Genomic DNA, 18,722 nt, shown 5'->3' on the forward strand with positions numbered 1-18,722 from the left:
TAGCCGTTTCAAACGTGGTTCATTACCGTTTCTATCTTTTAAAGTGCTGAATATATGGCTATTGATACGCTATTTGTTATTGGTCTTATGATGGCGGTCAGTTTGACGTGGGCCACACTGGCGATACCGCATTTTCGTAAGCGCCTGCCAACCATTTATCTAATCGCACGCTCTTGGTGGTGGATGCTCGCTGCACTGTGCCTTTGCTACCTTATCACCAAAATACATGGCAGCAACCAATATGTTGATTACGAGCACCCTTACCAATGGTTGCTCGTGGCTTTCTTTATACTAATTGGTTTACGTGGCAGTTATGAGATTACTCGTTTGTGGCGTTCCGAAAGTAAAGCAAAGCTGATTACAAAGCTGCAAGCACGTGGACTACAAACCAATACTATAGTCGTACCTATTCCTCAAAACTCACACTCAAACAAATCTCTAACTGAGCCAATAAATAATACTCAGCCTTATATCTATCTCAATCTGTTAGATGGTATATTTAGCTCTACCTTTATTGTGCTCATTGTCAGCTTGGTTTTTTTGCAACAATTAGCATGGCAGCGTGAGCAATATGGCGTTTTACTGTTCGTGTTATTTGCCAGTCAATTTAATGATATCGCCCAATATTTGAGTAGCAAGCTGTTAAAAGGCAAGCTATTTAAACGCGGCCTTGCTCCTAGAATCAGCCCGAATAAAAGTATCGAAGGTACGTTTTTTGGCAGTTTACTGGCAGCGCTACTGGCTTCATTCTTGGGTACGTGGTTGACGCCGTTTAGTTGGTGGATCTGTTTGCTTGCCGCTTATGGCTTAGCGGTCAGCGGTATCGCTGGGGATTTATTAGAATCCGCATTTAAGCGCCAACATGGGGTGAAAGATACCGGCACCATGCTCGCTGGACATGGTGGCGTACTGGATAGAATAGATAGCTTACTGATTGGTGTGCCGTTATTCACCTTATTCTATTGGCTATTTGGTTAAATGTAATGCCGCTATATTGTTTGTGTAAAACTATTTCTTTTTATCTAGCTTGCTACGCAATATCCAATTCAGTAACGGCTTGGGTAACTGATTTAGCGCCCGAGTAATATAGCGCATTGAGCGTGGAAATATCGCCAGCTCAATATCATCAGTAATCGCTTGCATAATATGCTCAACCGCCGTTTGCGTGCTCATTATAAATGGCTTGTGACTGGCATCACCATCATTTAAATCACGCAACGCTTGAGTATCGATATAGCCTGAGGCCATACAATTCACTTGGATATCATAAGGCGCAAGTGCCGCTCGATAAGCGCTGGCAGCCGCAATCATCGCGCGTTTACTTTTGGCATAAAGACTGGCATAAGGATAATCCATGGTACCTGCGATAGAAGCAATACAGATGAGGCTTGGTCTATCATTTATTTTGAAATCCAGTAATTGATTCTGAATTTTCAAATGCTCACTCGCCCACCTAAAAGTCTGTTCAAAGGCTTGAAAATTAATTGCCAGTATTTTATCGCTGTCTGTTTGATTTAGCTGATGCACACGCTCATTTAGATAGCTGCCTGCACTATAAATGAGCCTTTGAAAGTTGATACCTGAAAGACTATCTAATAATTTTTGCATTTGAACACTATTCGTTAAATCGCAAGTATAAGTCACGATATTAGGGTATTGACTATTGATAAGGTTTATCTTCGTTGCGCTATTGCCAACAATACTTACCTGCCAGCCAAGCTGCTGAAGATGATGGAGTATTAATGTTAAGCCAATGCCACTCGTACCACCGATGACGATGATATGCGGAGCATTAATTTTTGAGCTATTATTTTTAGATTTAGCTTTTGTTAGCATCGACGCTGCGGAGTTTTTCATAAGCCATGCTGTTGTAGATAGTTAGTCGTACGCTGGTAACCATACTGCCATTGCACCTGCATTTGCTGCACAAAAGCTTGCCAGCCGACAGTAATTGTACTGGCAGTTCTATTAACTGATACCTATGCAACTGTACCTAACGCTGATCGGAATCAAAATCGAAAACGCGCTGGATAGCAGGAGCAGCAAGCCATGAGTCATAACCTGCTTTAGTCTCTGCAAATATCGTATCTGCCAACTGAGCAGAAAGCTCGATGGGCGTGAGATTAATAACCTTCCCTAAGCATCAACCAAGCATTCGAATATACGTTGGCGGTAGATAATACATATCTGCCTTGACACACTCACCCCACTTTCGCAAAGCTCAAGTAGGGGATTCTAAAAGCAAACGCTCTTAGGCGACTTCCTCGCGGATTTCGCTAGTTTTCTGCATCAGCGGGTAACTTTTACTAAGTCCTCCCTCCGCAGACAAAACGGTATGCCCTGCCGCTAGTATATTAAGAGCCGCATTAAAATCTGCATTCGTAATATAACCACATTCGACACACTCAAATCTTGCCTGAGTTTGTCTATTTTCTTTAGCAACATGTTTGCATTTAAAACAGGTTTGGCTTGTATATCGTGGATTAACTTTAACCAGTAATCCACCGCGCCACTGCTGTTTATATTCAAGCATATCAGTCATCATGCCCCAACCTTGATCCAAGATTGACTTATTCAATCCTGACTTAGCTTTGACATTGCGCCCATTTCGGGCGACTGTGCCACTTGCTGATTTCGACATATTAGCGACTTTTAAATCTTCAACGACAATCATAGCGTGGCTTTTGCTGAGTGTGGTTGTGATTTTATGGAGGTAGTCATGCCTGATATTAGCAATGTGGCTGTGGAGTTTTTGAATCTTCAGGTTATGCTTTTTCCAGTTTTCGCTAAATCTTACTTTCTTACTTAATTGACGCTGTAATTTGGCCAGTTTGACTTGATTGGCTTTAAAGCTGTTTTTGGGCTTGATGTATTGACCGTTCGAGGTGGTAATTAACTTAGTAATACCTAAATCCAGACCTAGTGCACTAGTGGCAGGGTGGCGTGGGTTCTCCAGTAACGCCCTTTCAGTACCAAATGACACATACCAGTGACCTGATTTTTTGCTAATGGTAATATTTTTAATCGTGCCAATGACCTCTTGGGATTTCCTAAACTTCACAAAGCCAACACCGTTCGGTAGTTTCACTCGATTGCCATCAATACGGCAATACTTATCAAACTGAACCAGTCTGATTGAGTCACAGCCATCGGATTTGCGCTTAAAATGTGGCATGAGTGGGCGTAGCTGAATTTCCGTACCATCACTTAGTTTAAAGAACTTGGGTTTTTTGGGTTTCCTCTTATTTTCTTTGAGTCGTGCATGTGCTTTAGTGTCAAAAAATCGCGACCAAGCCGAGGCAAGATCACGTATTTTCTGCTGTAATGAAACTGCATTAGCGCTGGATTTTAAAAACGCAAAATCAGGATTACTCTTTAAACCCATGATTTTATTAACAAGATTTGTTGCGTTAATAAACTCATTTTTAGCAAACATCCCAAATGATATTGCTAGTATTTGATTCCAAACAAAACGCGCAGAGCCGACAAGGTTATTTAAAATAACCTCTTGCTCTGCATTAGGCTCAAGCCTAAACTTATACGCTCTGGTAATTTTCATAAATACTTTCTTTAACAATGAGTCTGTATTTGATAAACACTATCATTTAAGATCAGTTATTACAATGAGTGAGATATATAAAAACCGCTATGCTGCCTTTAATATTGATGTCCATTTAGTTTTTATTACCGAGTATCGAAAAAATGTACTTGATGAAGGGTCTCATGAGTATTCAGTGAGTGTATGGCTGGGCTATGTAAGCACTTTGACACTGAATGAAAAGAATGTAATGGCGAGGCCGATCATATTCACACGATGATTCAATACCCACCAACGGTGCAATTAAGCAAGCTTGTCAATAACTTAAAGTCAGTCACTAGTAGACGTATGAGAGGTGATTTTTCTGACTTGAGGACGGCTTACTCCAAACTCGTTTGGTCATGCTCATATTTTGCAGGGTCTTGTGGTAGCGCTCCGTTAGACACTATCAAAAAATATATTCAAAACCAGAAAGGCTAACAAGCTATGCGACATTCACCTCCACTCTAATGTTGGATAGAGTCCTCTTTCTTTTTTTGATAAAGACACGAGTCGCTGGCACGAAATACCACTCAGTCAGTATTTCTACTAACTGATGTATGTGCCCATCAGCAAAAGCATGCACAGGTGACATCATTTTTTCGATGGTTATTCTTGATCCGGACGACGACAAATACGATGGTGCAAATAATAACTCTTGCAGCTTTAGTCTTTCATTTAGAGAAACACTTGAAGAAAAATCAGAAACAGGTGTTCGATATGATCGGCTGGCGATAATGGCTATATTTGAGGTACTAAAAGCAACCTGACTATTATCATTATAGGTAAAAGCAAAAAGGGATAACTCATCAAGCCATTGACTCTCATCATCAATTGCTGCAACTCATCTAATAATCGCTCGTCACTGTCTGCTTGCTTATATTGTTGCCTATCGGACAACTGCCTCGATAAGCGCCAACGTTTGAGTGCATGAGTCATATAGCGTACTTTCAAACCTCTGTTCGCCTCGTCTGGCACAACGTGCCTAACCGCACTGATAACATGATACAACTCGCGACTGCAATCCAATTGTTGCAACTGCTTAAGGTCAGGAGCGATATGAACCAACGATACTGACAGCTTGCCGCCGGAGGTACTGACAATTACACCTGATATCAGATCATGATCAGCCCAAGCAGCATAGCTACCTAAATAATACCCAAAGCGCGAGCCGCCACCTGAAAACAACTGCAGGCTCTCATAGGATTTATCAGTCTGGTTAACCATTAATCATAGACTCTGTTTTCTTGTTTTTTCTTGATCGAATTATTTTCTTGAGTGACCTGTTGCGACTGCTTTATCGCTAATGACACGGTAAAAACACCGAAGCGATCACGATCAATACGCATCGTGACTTTTTTAAAGCCAGCACGCTCAATCAATTGATCCATTTCAGCTTGCGATCGACAACGCATTACCCAACTACTGCCACGATGGTTATGTAAGGTTTTACTGATAAAAATCGTAGCGACATGCTCACTTTATAAATCTAGTTTTTACTAGGAATCTTAGTTGCCCATGTCAGTATTGCGAGTCTGATATGTTACAATCCCCAACTTCTTAGAAATGCCTTCTTAAAAACGTCTTTTAAAAAACGCCGCGAGCCCTTCCCCATGCAAAGCCTAATTACCCTCGTCTTGGTATTAATGCCAATGTTTATTGGTTTTGCCATTCCATCCAACCCTACTATGACTAAGATTGCTGATAAAGGCTTGTCATATCTGGTATTTATCATCTTGGGTTTGATTGGTATTGAGCTATCACAAGTGGAAGGGCTTGGCAGCCAGATAGGCGAAATTGCGCTGTATGTCACGATATTATCGATATTGACGATTGGGTCGGGCTTATTTGCTCTTATGCTATTTGACCGTCTGCGCCCATGGCATGCCAAAAAATCCAGCGTCAAATCTAAAGAGCATCGCGTTAGTATTCGCGGCAGCCTCGCGCAGGTCATCTGTGTGGTCATTGGTATGGTGATTGGCTATTTTTTACCAGCTGATTATATGCCGCCTGAAAACACCATGACGGTGATGCTAATGATATTAATATTGCTGGTTGGTATTGGGCTAAAAGGCTCGGGCATTACTTTAAAAGAAGTGCTGCTTAATAGACGCGGTGTTGAGATGAGCATTATCTTTACGCTAGCCGTGCTGGTTGGCGGGCTTATCTTTGCGATGATATTTAGCGAGGTCTCTTGGACTAAAGGCTTGGCACTGGCGTCAGGGTTTGGCTGGTATTCGCTATCTGCGATTGTGATGACCGATGCTTATGGGGCAATTTGGGGCAGTGTGGCGTTATTTAATGACTTGATACGTGAGTTCTTTGCGTTGATATTTATCCCTGTATTTATGCGTAAATATCCGTCTGCCTCAGTTGGACTTGGCGGTGCGACCAGCTTGGATTTTACATTACCAATCATTCAGCAATCAGGTGGTTTAAAGGTCGTGCCATTGGCAATTAGCTTTGGATTTATTATTAATATTGTCGCGCCAGTATTGATGGTGGTGTTTTCGGCGTTGGGGTAAGGTTAAATTTTGACGGTTTATCAGAATTTGCCATTATTCAAAGGGCTCACAGTGCTTGGCGTACCTACCATAACTTTCTATATCACCTGCGTATTTTAGCTTCGATAAATCTTTCACTGAACTGCTCGCCTTCAACGTTGCGCGACGCTGTTTTGACTCAATATTTTTAACATTAAGCTTTTCAAAACTTGGATCTATAAACGCCGTATCTGTAACTAGAATCTTATTTGAACACTCATAAGTACGGATACGCTTAGGATCAATATCATGTTGCAAGACTAACGTATTTTTGATACTCAGAGCGCGATTGCGTGATAAAGAATCGAAACCAAGCGTCGCTACAGCAGCTTCATTAATTTCATTTGTAGCCACATGACCAAAAATAAAAACATTGGCTTTTGGGTAATCATTAAGACTTTCTGCTACTTTCACAAATACTGCATCATAGATATCAGGTAGTTGACTACTCATTGGCGGAAAAAACCCATTGAATTCCATTTCAAGTCCGCCCACATCAACCTCTATTGGACAGCCTTTAGTATCAACCACTACGTTAGGTGGCGTTTCAGGACACTCGTCTATATCATCGAGTACGCCATCACCATCTGAATCAGGAATATCTGCTTGCATTGTCCTGATATTTTGATGCTGAGGTGTGGTTTTGGGTAGTACAATTTCAGTAGTTTGGCAGCCAGCTAATGTTATAGATGCTGCTAGTAGTAATAAAGTGCGATGATTTTTAATACTCATTATTATTCTCTCTTCATACCGTCAGAAACGATTTTACCTTTACGTCGAGCTACCAACTATTCATCGATAAACATTCTATTTAAAACTCAAGGCAGATGCCGGCTTTTAAATTGATAGGATAGTCATTATCAGGCTCAGTTAATAAACCATAGACCCGGCGATTAAAAGACCGTCCCTCCTCAGTATCATTAGGTGCGATGGGCGCTTTAGCGTCACAATTTAAAGTCATTAATCGTTTAGATTCTATACCATGCTTTAATAAAAGATAGTTTTTGATTATCAGTGCTCTATTTTTAGGTAATGAGCTAAACTCTCTATTAATTTCATCCTCTGAAATATGCGCTTCAATCTTAAAAATAGCGGTATCATATTCTTTCATTCTTGCCGCTACTTTATCCAGCTCAACCTGATATTTAGATGTTAGTTCACTGCTACCTTTAGCAAAAAAGGCGCGGTATTCCATTTGTAAACCAGTTCCAATAGTGGTGAGAGGGCAGCCTCTGCCATCTACTACTACATTTTCTGGCGGATTCGGACACTCGTCTGACTCATCAGGTACGCCATCACCATCTGAGTCCAAACTGATAAGCAATGTGGGCATATCTACGTAATTCACTTCGGCGGCGGTTTTGGGCGGTATAATTTCGGTAGTTTGGCAGCCTAGTAGACTTATAGATGCGGTTAATAATAAAACACTATAGAGTTTCATAGTGACTCTTCCTTGAAATGGACAGAAGCTAGTTTTTATTTATAAAGTAAAATGTGGTTCAAGCCATCTCCAACCCTTTATTCACCTGACAAGCACTATCATGCCAGTGGACAAAATCTTCAATGCTGGCTTGTGGTTTGCTGTTATTGGCAACCTCTTTCCCAACAATACTCTCGACATAATGGCACGCTCGATAACTTTTAGCATAGTTATCATAGTCTGCAATCTATTGCTGACGTGCCACCAACTCTTTGCGGTGTTGTGCGTCCGTATCATCAATACCACTATCTTCAGCGAACCAAAAGTCTTTCGCAGGGATATCTTTAGCCAAGTTGTTATCCTCGACCTCATTCATACGCCACGGCTTGGCAGTGAGCCGCGCGCGAAAGCATTGCTGTATTTGACATAGACGCACGTAATTGGCATCCGCATGGAAATACGCAATCCATTCTTCGACCACGCTATCACTTGGCGATATAACATCGGGAGTCGCAATAATACGAAAGCCTTCGGCAGGATGATTGGCAACACGCTGTTGAATCAAATCAGTCATATACGGCAATAGTGAAGCATAATCATCGGCATATTTTTGTGCGCGGACTTTATCTCTTGCACTGGCCTGTTGCCATAAATAGGCAGTCGCACCGAACATAACCACTAACAGCCATAACCACGATAATCCTAGCCAAGCGATGACACTGGCGATAAGTATAAAGACGATGACAAAAAGCCAAACCTTCACTTTAGCTGATGGATTGCTTTGATTAACGAGTAAGGCAGGCATAAAGCCATGATGATCATAGCGCTCAGGATATTTATAATGTAACAACTGATCATTATCGACATCAATAATCGCAATATTATCAACGTTGGCGATTTGTGCCCCATAGCTGTTACGCGTGACAATTAACTGCGTCGCTACTGCGTTATTATTAGGCAATCCATTTTCTGGAAAAGAATGCTCGGAGATAATTTGTTCACGGATAGGAATGCCGTTGCTTGCGTTATATTCTTCCCTACGTTCACGGCGTAAGATATCTTCACCTGCTAGCCAGCGCTTATGCGCCTCATTCACTCGCACTTTGGCATGACTTAATGCTTCACTTTGACTGACCTCTGACCAACCATATCGTTTGATAGTTGCTTGCTTGAAGGGTTTATTAGGCGTCTCGCGCAATTCAAAGCGCTGTTTGTATTGCGCCCAGTATGTAGGAATGAGCATGTGATTTGCCTTTAGATAGTTGTTTTAAACTAAAATCTGCTGATTGAATATTAAATAATTAATAATTAATAATTAATAATTAATAATTAATAATTAATCTTCAAGCTCCGTAGTTATACCATAACCTCAGCGGTTCATGGACATCTCCTCTTCGCTATCAAAATTTGCAATAGCTACCCCATAAACTCGGCGGTTCATAGACTTACCTTCTTCAGTATCAGAAGAGGCAATAGGCTGTTCAGCACCAAAACTAAAAGTACTTAAACGATTAGGATCAATTTGATGCTGCATTATCAGATAGTTTTTGACGATAAGCGCCCTATTTCTTGATAGAGAATTCAATTGTGAACTAGAAACTGATGTTTCACCTATTTCATCTGTTGAAGCGTGTCCCTCAATACGCATAGTTGCCGTATAGTACTCTTGTAGCTTTGCTGCTACTTTATCAAGCTCAAGCTGATACTCGGGTGATAGCTCACTACTACCCTTTGCAAAAAAGGCACGATATTCCATTTTTAGACCTATCCCCATACCTTTAAAAGGACAACCCCTTTCATCTGTTACTATGTTCATTGGCGTGCCTGGGCACATATCTAGATCATCAGGTACGCCATCTCCGTCCCTATCCAAATTAACCACAACCGTTGGCATGTTGGTATTTTGACTTGTTTGCTTAGACAAGTCGGCGGTTTGACAGGCGGATAATGTTAAAGCGTTGATTGAAATGACAAGCATACTTCTTAATAGTATATTCATAGCTGATACCTTTAAAATTGCTGACAGAATTCTTTATAGTAAGTGAGTGATTGCTCATGATCACTGCCCGTATAAAAATCATCTGCCTTTAACGCTTTACCATAAATACGTTGGTTCATTGACATGCCTTCCTCAGTATCGTTAGGTGCAATCGGCATAATATCGGCACAATCAAACGTATAGATTTTATCACGAGCTATATTTCTCTTAACCAAAGCACTCTTTATTATCTGTGCCCGCTCACGTCCTAACTGACGTTTATCAGCTTCTATTTGATTCATTTTCCCATCCATATCTACTGCTATTTGCGGAGCTTCAGGCTCCGAGATGTGACCAGACAGAACTACTACTAGCTCAGGATCGCTATGCATTTTTTCCGCTACTTTCTCCACTTCTATCAAGCACTTCGTTTGCAACTCCTTACTATTGCGCTCAAAGAAAACTCTTAGCTCCATCATAAAATTACCTATTAAACTCACCGCTACTGGGCAGCCATATTCATCCGTTACCATGCCTTCAGGAGTTTTAGGACAGTTATCAAGTTCATCGGGCACGCCGTCATCCTCTATCAAGACTTTGGGTGGAACATATACTTTTTTATCTATTATGGTGTTTTTAGGTGTGGATTGGCAGGAGGCTAAAATAAAACTAGCTATTACAACGCCTACCGTCATCCATGACTTAGTTTTCATACGCCATCCTTAGTTAAGTTAAAGGGTTAAGTTAAAACCCTAAACTCCACTCGCCTGCTTTGCAAACAAGCCCATTAACGGCTTAATTTTGCTCACCCGATACATGCCTTCATTACGGATTTGTTGGATAGGACGCATCTGAGCCAGTGAGCCAGCGAACAGCCAATTAAGCACTGAAAAACTGTGCATCATCAGACTGTTATGCGGACGGCGCAGGCGCTCATAACTACGTAAAGTTTGATTAGCACCCCAAAGCGTACCGCCACTACGGTTATAATCATGCGCCAATTGTTTGCTTAACGCTTTTACATCGAGCATACCTAGATTTAGTCCTTGCCCAGCAAGCGGATGCACCCCATGCGCCGCATCGCCAATCAATACTAAATTATCTGCGACATAGGTCTTTGCTTGCTGTGCTGCTAATGGAAAGCTAACGATTGACTCAATTTTATGGATAGCCCCAAGCTCATAATGACTGGCAGCGGCGAGTTTATCAGCGATGTAGCGCGGGTGTTCTTCTATCAACGCTAATGCTTGATTACGTGGCAATGTCCATACGATCGATTGCCAATGTTGTGGGTTGGCTTTATCTTCATCAGTGATATCCGCTAAAGGCAACAGTGCCAATGTGCCAGTCGGTAGCATGGCTTGACGAGCAGTTGCTAGATGCGGCTTTTCAGTTTGAATCGCACAGCAAATCGCCGTTTGATTATAATCAAGAACATCAAGCTCAATACCTGCTTGCTTGCGCACGAATGAACCACGCCCGTCAGCACCGACCAATAAATGCGCATCAATCACGCTACCATTGTCTAACGTCACACGGTAGCCTTGCTCCGTACCCAACCAGTCCATATCGACTACCTTTTGACCATCGATGATGGTTAAATATTGACTGACATCAGGGGCTGATAAACGCTGCCATAAGGCGTATTCGATAACCGCTGGCTCAACCATACTACCAAGCATTTTTGGCTTAGAGTTGCCGCTATTATTAACAATATTTCTATTATCATTAGTTCTACTATTAGAGTCACCACTATCGCCAAACAGTAACTCTCCCATACCGTTTAGTTGCCAAACCTGCATTTGCGAGTAATCAGCTTTACGCTCTGACGCTGCTATTTTTTGCCAAGCACCAACCTCTTTTAATAATTCAACACTGGCAAGGCTAAGCGCATAAACACGCGCATCACGTTGACCAAGCACCTGCTGCCAGTCTGCTTCATCACGCTTTGGGCGTGCATCAATGAGCGTCACGGGTTTATTGTCTTGCGCCAGTTTGAGAGCAAGCGTCGCACCGACGATACCGCCACCGATAATCAGCGTATGGTTATTTTTCATAAAACATCCTTTTTGTGGCTATTTACGCTCTCCGCTCAGATTTATCGCAGTTAGCAGCAGCTTAAATTTTGGATTTCTTTAGTAACTTATAAAATTATTAACGGGATATCATTTGTACGAACTATGATTTTAAGCCCATCGCGTAGTTGGCAATTAACGGCTTAATATTGGGTAGTTTATCAAAGGCAACTAACGCCACGTTACGCGCCAGCTTCACGGCTGGATTTGGATGAGTAAAGCCATGTACCACGGCATCACAGAAGCGGATAACGCGTTTTTGATCGGTTTGACGGGCTTTTTCATAACGTTTTAGTAGTGTAGGATCACCAATATCTGCGCCTTTCAGCACTTGGGCACTCATCATTTGCGCCAATACATGAGCATCGCGCATACAGAGGTTAAAGCCTTGACCAGCGACTGGATGCAAGGTATGTGCGGCATTACCCATGATGACGCAGCGACCGTCGACTTGTTTATCTGCCAGTACTCGTGTCAATGGATAGGCACCACGGCGACCAGCGGCCTTAAACGTGCCAGCGCGTTGACCAAAAGCTTGCTGCAGAGTCGCTAAGAAATGGGCATCGTCTTCTAAGTATTGCGTTTCTTCCCCATTCGGACAGACCCAAACGACTGAACGTCTATAACCTGCTTGATAGTCATCATTGCCATCGCCTTCTGGATCAGTCAATGGCAATACCGCCAGTGGTCCGGCAGGACTAAAGCGCTCAATGGCTTTATGCTCATGCGGTTTGTCCGTTTCTACCACACCCACAATGGCAGTTTGACCATAATCATAATTTGTAGTAGTGATATCTAGCAGCTGACGCACCGTAGAGTCGCGACCATCACAAGCGACTAACACGCTGCCTTGCAATTGCTGTTCATGCTCTTCTTCACCATAGTAGCTAAAACTCAGCGTCACGCTGTCGCTTTTCTGGTCAACAGCTATCACATCTGCATTATCAATCAGGGTAATCAGCGGCTCTTGCTGGGCAGCCAGTAGCAACTTACGTCCAAGCCAGGCGTTTTCCATCACTTGTCCAAATGACTCAACTTGCTCATCCGCTTTATTTAGTTGCGCGCGCCCAAAGCTACCTTGCTCACTAATCTGTACCGCATCAATTCGGCAAGCATGGCTTTGTAGCTCATCCCACAGTCCAATTTCTTGATAAATCTGTACCGTACGCCGTGACAAAGCAGTATTGCGACTGTCTAAATAATGACTGCGCTTACTATCATCTTTAGGACTGATGGTTGGGTAGCTATTTTTTTCAAGCAACGTACTGGCGATACCATGATGTGCCAGTAGCAACGCAAACGACAAACCGACATGACCGCCACCAGCGATCAATACCTGCTGTTCCGTCATCGCAGCGTGTTTAACATTATTAGATTTTGATAAACTTGACTCAGTAGTTTGCATCATTATTATTCCTATAATCGCCCGTTTAACACGTTTTTATACGTGATTATTACTCACTCAAAACTTCATTTTATTCAAAAACTTATTATTCTTTAACACTATCAAAACATATTCTGATAGCCTTATTACCTAGACAATAGATTACCACAAATCCTCTATCATTCTGTGGTCTTGACGGTATCCGTGACAGCCATAAAAAGCTATTGCACTATGACTGATAAACACCTTCCTCTATGGTTGCAATCACCATACAAAAACAAAGCCTTGTATCCCTCTATAGAGCTTGAAATTTTAAATCTATCTACCATAATGAAGGCAGGACATTTATTTATTATTCATCAAGCTTACTATTTATCAAATTTCTTATCCCTCAAACTAACAGCTACTTTGCCATCATTTTTTATTATCTAAAAGCCGTACAATAAAAGCTATAAACTAAAGAATATAAAGCACGACTAATTATTTTATCTCTTAAGCGCGACTGACTATGTAGCATAAAGCCTCAATCATAGCAGCGGGCAACCAATACAAGGATAATCGCTTGACTGATTCCATGAGCCGCCGTATAAAATTTGAATCCTTGACCCCAGCACAACTTAAAACCGTGCTTGGCGAATACAACAATCACATGAAATACATTCAACAACGCCTCGATATCAAAATTAGCCAACGTCAAGGCGACTTCTGTCTAAGTGGCGACATATTGGGTGTCGAGCGCGGCGAACGTATTATTTATAAAATGGTCGATGAAGCACAAAACACTAAAGATATCAGCGCCGAAGAATTGCATCTCATTATCCAAGCAAGCATCGCACGCGATGAGGATATCGAAGAAGATAAACAGCAACTGGCGGATGAAGAGCGCTTAGACTTAGCGAGCGAATTTACACCAGTTAGCCTGCGTACCCGTAATGGCAAAATCATTCCACGTGGTGGCAATCAGCAGCGCTATGTCAAAGATATTTTATCGTCTGATGTGTCGTTTGGTATTGGACCTGCCGGTACTGGTAAGACTTATCTTGCTGTCGCTTGTGCCGTTGATATGATTGAGCGTAATGAGATTGAACGTATTTTGCTGGTACGTCCAGCAGTAGAAGCTGGTGAAAAGCTAGGATTTTTACCGGGTGACTTAACCCAAAAAATTGATCCCTATTTGCGTCCTTTATATGATGCGCTGTATGAGATGATCGGTTTTGAGAAAGTCGGTAAGATGATTGAAAAGCAAATCATTGAAATTGCTCCGCTTGCCTATATGCGTGGTCGGACTTTGAATAACTCGTTTGTCATCTTGGACGAAGCGCAAAATACCACGCCTGAGCAAATGAAAATGTTTTTAACGCGCTTAGGCTTTGGCTCACGTGCCGTCATTACCGGTGATATTACGCAGGTCGATTTGCCACGCGGTACTAAGTCAGGCTTGGCACAAGCGATGGAAATCTTAAGTGGTATTGAAGAGATTCGTATCACAAAATTTGACTCGAAAGACGTCGTGCGTCATCAGTTGGTACAAAAAATCGTTGAAGCGTATGACGTCTATGATGATGAGCAATTGGTACTACAAGAAAAGCGTAAGTTTGAGCGTATGAAAGAGCAAGAGCGCAAAGAGGCAATTAATAATGCTGCTGCTAAGTTATAACTTATCTTAGTGTATATATTTTAAGATACTAGAAGGAAACCGGATTTGATATCCGGTTTTTTACTGTTAGAGACTTTTGAATTAACATAGAAATAAAAGGATGATGGCATGAGCCAAGCCGAACATAACGATGCTCACAACCGTATTGACGATAGTATTAATAACAACTTTAACACTGATGAAAGCTTAGACGCGCTCGATATCAGTGCCAGTGAGCTTATTAATGATAAAACACTCGATGATTTTTATAATCGTGAGCAGCTTCTATCTGTCATGATGGCGACGCTTGACTATATAAACGAGCAGGTAAAAAACGATCTCATATTGCCATACTTTGACAATATCGACACTGAGCAGTGGCAAGAAAAGATTAAGGCGCTAGATATTTATATTACCGATGAGACTGAAGCGCGTGAGCTGAATTTGGAAGCGCGCGAAAAAAACTACGCAACCAATATTTTATCTTACCCAAGCGACTTACCAGCGGCAATAATTGGAATGATGCCAACGCTACCGCTCGGCGAGTTGGTTATCTGTCATGCCGTAGTGGTACGCGAAGCCACAGAGCAAAATAAAGAAGCGGTGCAGCATATCAGCCATTTATTGATACACGGTATCTTGCATCTACTCGGTTTTGACCATGAGCTTGGGCAAGTCGAGCAAGATGAGATGGAGTGCTTTGAGATTGAGATTTTGGCAGGGTTAAATATCTCAAATCCTTATGTTTAATCTTTTTTCATCGTGAGTTTCTGTGCTTGATCCATCTGATTAATCATCTGATCAAGCCCTTTAACATGAACGCTACGCTGCGGGAATGGAATATCAATTTTCTTATCATCAAGTGCATATTTAAACTGTTCAAGTAAATCACACTGCATTGACCACCAGTCGCCATTGGTCGTCCAAACATTTAAGGTCAAATCAACTGAATTTTCGCCCAAGTTTGTGACACGTACGATAGGCGCAGGGTCAGTGAACGCCATCTCATTATCATGAGCTAATTTGAGCATGATATCTTTAGCGACTTTAATTTCGGCATCATAGCCAATACGAATGGTGATATCGACACGGCGATTGGGTAATGCGGTGTAATTGATAACCGCTGAGGTGGTGATACTGCTATTAGGAATGATGACGTCATGATTATTAATCGTCGTCAGATGGGTATTCACCAAGGTGATTTCCGTAATAGTGCCGGTATGACTACTAATTTGCACATAATCACCGCGTACAAAGGGGCGAAAGGTGACAATCATAATACCTGCGGCAAAGTTTGATAGCTGGTCTTTCAATGACAGACCAATCGCTACCGCTGCACCGCCCAATATAGCCACGACGGAGGTTGTCTGTACGCCAACTTTGCTTAGCGCCGCGAGAGCGACGATGACCAGCAACATGCCATAGATGATGCGACCTAAGAAGTTAGCGACGGTATCATCCAAACGACTGCGCAGCATAAGCCCATGCACAACTTTCACCGCTTTTTTGGCGAGCCAACGCCCGATAACGAATATCAATAGGGCTAACGCAACTTTGACAGCTACGCTTATTGCGCTACTGGTTAAGGTAGCAACATCGATGGTAAAACCTAAAAACTCCATACAAACTCTTTATTTTATATCTGTGTATTATCTATTTGACACTTTAATTAATACGTTAAAAATGCAGTATTATTGTTATTACGTCTAGTAAGTTGCTTCTAGTAAGTCACTTCTACGATGTCGCTATAGCGATAAGTACGTATCAGACGCAATTCAACGATGTCTTTCATATCTGCGGTAAATTTACCAAAGGGTGCCGCTTGTCTGACCGACTGCTTAGCAGCTTCATCTAAAATAGTCGAATTTGAGCTTTCAAGCAAACGGATGGCTTTGATATTGCCATCGTTAGCGATAATGACAATCAAGCGTACTTCACCTGTGATACTTTGTGCGCGAGCTTGGGTAGGATATTGTAAGTTACCGACGCGCTCGACATGCTCACGGAAAGTATTGATATAATCTGCGGCCGCGCCATGTGTCGTTGAATTACTATCCATGGTCACGACTTTTGATTTGGTGGCATAGGTTTGCTGACGCTGCGACAACTGAGCCTCTAAAGTAGCGATTTGCTTACGCAGGCGCTCTTCTTGCACCCTCATATCATCTTGGGCTTGCTTACTATCATTATCAGACTCAACGCTTGCATGACGCCAGCTTAGCGTGGTGCGCAGATAGCTTTCTTGATAGCGCTGCTGACGTACTTGGCGCTGCAAGCGAATCACATCTTGCGTCTCACTCATTTCTTCAGCGGACAAAGGACTGCTTTGATCCGTTTCTTGGCGCAATTGCTCTTGTACGGTACCGCCACCTTCTTGTGAAGCATTGGCAATAAATTGCGCATCTTCATTTGGCTTCATATTATCCGTCAGCGCTTTGGCAACGTCTTGCATCAATCCGGCAGGGTCTTGCCCCATCGAAAAACTGACGCCAAAAATTATTACCGCATGCACACTAACTGCAATAACAATCGCCATCGGCAAGCTGATATCGCGCTTAGGTGCTTGAGCTGAAAAATGGTAGCTTTGTGAGTCTTTAATATACACCGCAGTTGGTCTCAACTTATGAAGTAAAGGCGGTCATCAATAAACGTGGTAATATCCATACCTATTGCCCATGCCGGCGCTATCATAACATGGCTTGACATACTCCCCCACTTTCGCAAAGCTCAAGTAGGAGATTCTAAAAGCAAAAGCTCTTAGGCAACTTCCTCACGGATTTCGCTAGTTTTCTGCGTCAATGGGCGATCTTTACTGCACCCTCCCTCAACAGACAAAACGGCATGTCCTGCCGCTAGTATATTACGAGCCGCATTAAAATCTGCGTTCGCAACATAACCACATTGGACGCACTCAAACTTTGCTTGAGTTTGTCTATTTTCTTTAGCTATATGCTTACATTCAAAGCAGGTTTGACTTGTGTATTTCGGATTTACTTTAACAAGCAATCCACCACGCCAGTGCTGTTTGTACTCAAGCATATTAAGCGCCATGCTCCAGCCCTGATCCAAGATTGACTTATTCAATCCTGACTTAGCTTTGACGTTACGCCCTTTGTTTTCTAGCGTACCGCTTGCTGATCTTGACATATTGGCTACTTTTAAATCTTCGACGACAATCATAGCGTGGTTTTTGCTGAGTGTAGTTGTGATTTTATGCAAGTAATCATGACGAACATTGGCGATATGATGATGTAATTTTTGAATCTTACGGTTTTGCTTTTTCCAGTTTTGACTGAATAAGGTCTTTTTACTTAATTGCCGTTGTAACCTAGCAAGTTTGGCCTTATTGGTTTTAAAGCTATTCTTAGATTTAATATACTCACCGCTTGAAGTGGTGATAAGTTTGCTAATACCTAAATCAAGGCCCAGTGCGGTAGTTGCAGGGTGACGGGGATTTTCATCAAGTACTCGCTCGGTACCAAACGATACGTACCAATACCCTGATTTCTTGCTGATGGTGACGTTTTTAATCGTACCAATAATCTCTTGCGACTTCCTGAATTTCACCAAACCAACACCATTCGGTAGTTTGACGCGATTACCACCAACGCGGCAATTTTTAATAAACTGAACCAGTCTAATTGAGTCGCAACCATCGGATTTGCGCTTGAAGCGTGGCATAAGTGGGCGCAGTTGGATTTCTGACCCATCAACTAGCTTGAAGAACTTAGGATTTTTAGGTTTTCTTTTATTCTCTCTTAACCTGGCATGAGCTTTAGGGTCAAAAAAACGTGACCAAGCAGAGGCGAGATCACGTATTTTCTGCTGCAAGGAAACTGCATTTGAGCTGGTCTTTAAAAACTCAAAATCAGGATTACTCTTTACATCCATGATTCTATTAACCAAATTGGTTGCATTAATAAACTCATTTTTAGCAAACATTTCAAATGAAATCGCCAGCATTTGATTCCAAACAAAACGTGCAGAGCCAACAAGCTTATTTAAAATAAACTCTTGCTCCGCATTAGGCTCAAGCCTAAATTTGTACGCTTTGTTGATTTTCATAAATGGACATGCATCTTATATAACGTATATTAATACTAATAGTT

At 42.0% G+C, this 18,722-nt stretch carries 18 protein-coding genes and 1 pseudogene; 5 read left to right on the top strand and 14 right to left on the bottom strand.

Annotation, left to right across the window (positions count from 1 at the left end; genetic code table 11):
• The first annotated feature begins 54 nt into the window (after positions 1-54).
• On the top strand, positions 55-978 hold the full coding sequence (locus ACMHKH_RS11665; RefSeq protein ID WP_413520814.1) for a phosphatidate cytidylyltransferase: 924 nt from the start codon (positions 55-57) through the stop codon (positions 976-978).
• Positions 979-1,008: 30 nt separating this feature from the next.
• Here ACMHKH_RS11665 and ACMHKH_RS11670 read toward each other — a convergent pair whose 3' ends face one another.
• Together ACMHKH_RS11670 and ACMHKH_RS11675 are read right to left on the bottom strand one after the other, a co-directional pair.
• Positions 1,009-1,857 carry an SDR family NAD(P)-dependent oxidoreductase gene (locus ACMHKH_RS11670; protein ID WP_413520815.1) on the bottom strand — a complete coding sequence of 283 codons (849 nt, stop codon included), beginning with the start codon at positions 1,855-1,857 and terminating at the stop codon, positions 1,009-1,011.
• Between the two features lie 394 nt (positions 1,858-2,251).
• Complete coding sequence (locus tag ACMHKH_RS11675) at positions 2,252-3,559, bottom strand: RNA-guided endonuclease InsQ/TnpB family protein (RefSeq protein WP_413520816.1); 1,308 nt, start codon at positions 3,557-3,559, stop codon at positions 2,252-2,254.
• A gap of 64 nt (positions 3,560-3,623) precedes the next feature.
• Between ACMHKH_RS11675 and tnpA the strand changes: the two are divergent.
• Positions 3,624-4,018: pseudogene (gene tnpA, locus ACMHKH_RS11680) on the top strand (IS200/IS605 family transposase).
• A 300-nt stretch (positions 4,019-4,318) separates the two neighbouring features.
• On the opposite strand, the gene ACMHKH_RS11685 reads toward tnpA, so the two are convergent.
• Together ACMHKH_RS11685 and ACMHKH_RS11690 are read right to left on the bottom strand one after the other, a co-directional pair.
• The gene (locus ACMHKH_RS11685) at positions 4,319-4,804 is read right to left on the bottom strand and encodes a hypothetical protein (protein ID WP_413520817.1); all 486 of its coding nucleotides are present in this window, start codon (positions 4,802-4,804) and stop codon (positions 4,319-4,321) included.
• Entirely contained in the window at positions 4,804-5,040 is a 237-nt protein-coding gene (locus tag ACMHKH_RS11690; protein ID WP_413520829.1) for a class I SAM-dependent methyltransferase family protein, read from the bottom strand. The genes ACMHKH_RS11685 and ACMHKH_RS11690 overlap by 1 nt, the downstream gene beginning before the upstream one ends.
• A 150-nt stretch (positions 5,041-5,190) precedes the next feature.
• Between ACMHKH_RS11690 and ACMHKH_RS11695 the strand changes: the two genes are divergently transcribed.
• Positions 5,191-6,102, top strand: coding sequence for a lysine exporter LysO family protein (locus ACMHKH_RS11695; RefSeq protein ID WP_413520818.1), 912 nt, complete (start codon positions 5,191-5,193; stop codon positions 6,100-6,102).
• Positions 6,103-6,135: 33 nt separating this feature from the next.
• Here ACMHKH_RS11695 and ACMHKH_RS11700 read toward each other — a convergent pair whose 3' ends face one another.
• From ACMHKH_RS11700 to ACMHKH_RS11730, 7 genes are all read right to left on the bottom strand, one after another.
• Positions 6,136-6,852 carry an OmpA family protein gene (locus ACMHKH_RS11700; RefSeq protein WP_413520819.1) on the bottom strand — a complete coding sequence of 239 codons (717 nt, stop codon included), beginning with the start codon at positions 6,850-6,852 and terminating at the stop codon, positions 6,136-6,138.
• Between the two features lie 79 nt (positions 6,853-6,931).
• Positions 6,932-7,561 (bottom strand): OmpA family protein, encoded by a 630-nt coding sequence (locus ACMHKH_RS11705; protein WP_413520820.1) that lies wholly within the window; start codon positions 7,559-7,561, stop codon positions 6,932-6,934.
• Positions 7,562-7,787: 226 nt separating this feature from the next.
• Positions 7,788-8,783 (bottom strand): hypothetical protein, encoded by a 996-nt coding sequence (locus ACMHKH_RS11710; protein WP_413520821.1) that lies wholly within the window; start codon positions 8,781-8,783, stop codon positions 7,788-7,790.
• A 126-nt stretch (positions 8,784-8,909) separates the two neighbouring features.
• Positions 8,910-9,539, bottom strand: a complete 630-nt coding sequence (locus tag ACMHKH_RS11715) for an OmpA family protein (RefSeq protein ID WP_413520822.1) — start codon at positions 9,537-9,539, stop codon at positions 8,910-8,912.
• An 11-nt stretch (positions 9,540-9,550) separates the two neighbouring features.
• Positions 9,551-10,231, bottom strand: a complete 681-nt coding sequence (locus ACMHKH_RS11720; protein ID WP_413520823.1) for an OmpA family protein — start codon at positions 10,229-10,231, stop codon at positions 9,551-9,553.
• A gap of 39 nt (positions 10,232-10,270) precedes the next feature.
• Positions 10,271-11,575, bottom strand: coding sequence for an FAD-dependent monooxygenase (locus tag ACMHKH_RS11725; RefSeq protein ID WP_413520824.1), 1,305 nt, complete (start codon positions 11,573-11,575; stop codon positions 10,271-10,273).
• Positions 11,576-11,696: 121 nt separating this feature from the next.
• Positions 11,697-12,998 carry an FAD-dependent monooxygenase gene (locus tag ACMHKH_RS11730; protein WP_413520830.1) on the bottom strand — a complete coding sequence of 434 codons (1,302 nt, stop codon included), beginning with the start codon at positions 12,996-12,998 and terminating at the stop codon, positions 11,697-11,699.
• Between the two features lie 553 nt (positions 12,999-13,551).
• Here ACMHKH_RS11730 and ACMHKH_RS11735 point away from each other — a divergent pair.
• Positions 13,552-14,634 (top strand): PhoH family protein, encoded by a 1,083-nt coding sequence (locus ACMHKH_RS11735; protein WP_413520831.1) that lies wholly within the window; start codon positions 13,552-13,554, stop codon positions 14,632-14,634.
• Positions 14,635-14,742: 108 nt separating this feature from the next.
• Positions 14,743-15,363: an rRNA maturation RNase YbeY gene (ybeY, locus tag ACMHKH_RS11740; protein ID WP_413520825.1), complete on the top strand. Its 621-nt coding sequence runs from the start codon at positions 14,743-14,745 to the stop codon at positions 15,361-15,363.
• Here the strand turns inward: ybeY and ACMHKH_RS11745 are convergent.
• From ACMHKH_RS11745 to ACMHKH_RS11755, 3 genes are all read right to left on the bottom strand, one after another.
• Complete coding sequence (locus ACMHKH_RS11745; RefSeq protein ID WP_413520826.1) at positions 15,360-16,235, bottom strand: mechanosensitive ion channel family protein; 876 nt, start codon at positions 16,233-16,235, stop codon at positions 15,360-15,362. The two genes, ybeY and ACMHKH_RS11745, sit on opposite strands and share 4 nt — an antisense overlap.
• A 98-nt stretch (positions 16,236-16,333) precedes the next feature.
• On the bottom strand, positions 16,334-17,218 hold the full coding sequence (locus tag ACMHKH_RS11750) for an energy transducer TonB (protein WP_413520827.1): 885 nt from the start codon (positions 17,216-17,218) through the stop codon (positions 16,334-16,336).
• A 152-nt stretch (positions 17,219-17,370) separates the two neighbouring features.
• The gene (locus ACMHKH_RS11755) at positions 17,371-18,678 is read right to left on the bottom strand and encodes an RNA-guided endonuclease InsQ/TnpB family protein (RefSeq protein WP_413520828.1); all 1,308 of its coding nucleotides are present in this window, start codon (positions 18,676-18,678) and stop codon (positions 17,371-17,373) included.
• Between the last annotated feature and the right edge of the window lie 44 nt (positions 18,679-18,722).

The organism is Psychrobacter glacincola, assembly GCF_965118485.1.
GTDB lineage: Bacteria > Pseudomonadota > Gammaproteobacteria > Pseudomonadales > Moraxellaceae > Psychrobacter > Psychrobacter glacincola_D.

Bases quoted from the DNA above. Each gene is read 5' to 3' on its own strand.
- ACMHKH_RS11665 (WP_413520814.1), top strand. From the start codon at position 55: ATGGCTATTGATACGCTATTTGTTATTGGTCTTATGATGGCGGTCAGT.
- ACMHKH_RS11670 (WP_413520815.1), bottom strand. From the start codon at position 1,857: ATGAAAAACTCCGCAGCGTCGATGCTAACAAAAGCTAAATCTAAAAAT.
- ACMHKH_RS11675 (WP_413520816.1), bottom strand. From the start codon at position 3,559: ATGAAAATTACCAGAGCGTATAAGTTTAGGCTTGAGCCTAATGCAGAG.
- ACMHKH_RS11685 (WP_413520817.1), bottom strand. From the start codon at position 4,804: ATGGTTAACCAGACTGATAAATCCTATGAGAGCCTGCAGTTGTTTTCA.
- ACMHKH_RS11695 (WP_413520818.1), top strand. From the start codon at position 5,191: ATGCAAAGCCTAATTACCCTCGTCTTGGTATTAATGCCAATGTTTATT.
- ACMHKH_RS11700 (WP_413520819.1), bottom strand. From the start codon at position 6,852: ATGAGTATTAAAAATCATCGCACTTTATTACTACTAGCAGCATCTATA.
- ACMHKH_RS11705 (WP_413520820.1), bottom strand. From the start codon at position 7,561: ATGAAACTCTATAGTGTTTTATTATTAACCGCATCTATAAGTCTACTA.
- ACMHKH_RS11710 (WP_413520821.1), bottom strand. From the start codon at position 8,783: ATGCTCATTCCTACATACTGGGCGCAATACAAACAGCGCTTTGAATTG.
- ACMHKH_RS11715 (WP_413520822.1), bottom strand. From the start codon at position 9,539: ATGAATATACTATTAAGAAGTATGCTTGTCATTTCAATCAACGCTTTA.
- ACMHKH_RS11720 (WP_413520823.1), bottom strand. From the start codon at position 10,231: ATGAAAACTAAGTCATGGATGACGGTAGGCGTTGTAATAGCTAGTTTT.
- ACMHKH_RS11725 (WP_413520824.1), bottom strand. From the start codon at position 11,575: ATGAAAAATAACCATACGCTGATTATCGGTGGCGGTATCGTCGGTGCG.
- ACMHKH_RS11730 (WP_413520830.1), bottom strand. From the start codon at position 12,998: ATGCAAACTACTGAGTCAAGTTTATCAAAATCTAATAATGTTAAACAC.
- ACMHKH_RS11735 (WP_413520831.1), top strand. From the start codon at position 13,552: ATGAGCCGCCGTATAAAATTTGAATCCTTGACCCCAGCACAACTTAAA.
- ybeY (WP_413520825.1), top strand. From the start codon at position 14,743: ATGAGCCAAGCCGAACATAACGATGCTCACAACCGTATTGACGATAGT.
- ACMHKH_RS11745 (WP_413520826.1), bottom strand. From the start codon at position 16,235: ATGGAGTTTTTAGGTTTTACCATCGATGTTGCTACCTTAACCAGTAGC.
- ACMHKH_RS11755 (WP_413520828.1), bottom strand. From the start codon at position 18,678: ATGAAAATCAACAAAGCGTACAAATTTAGGCTTGAGCCTAATGCGGAG.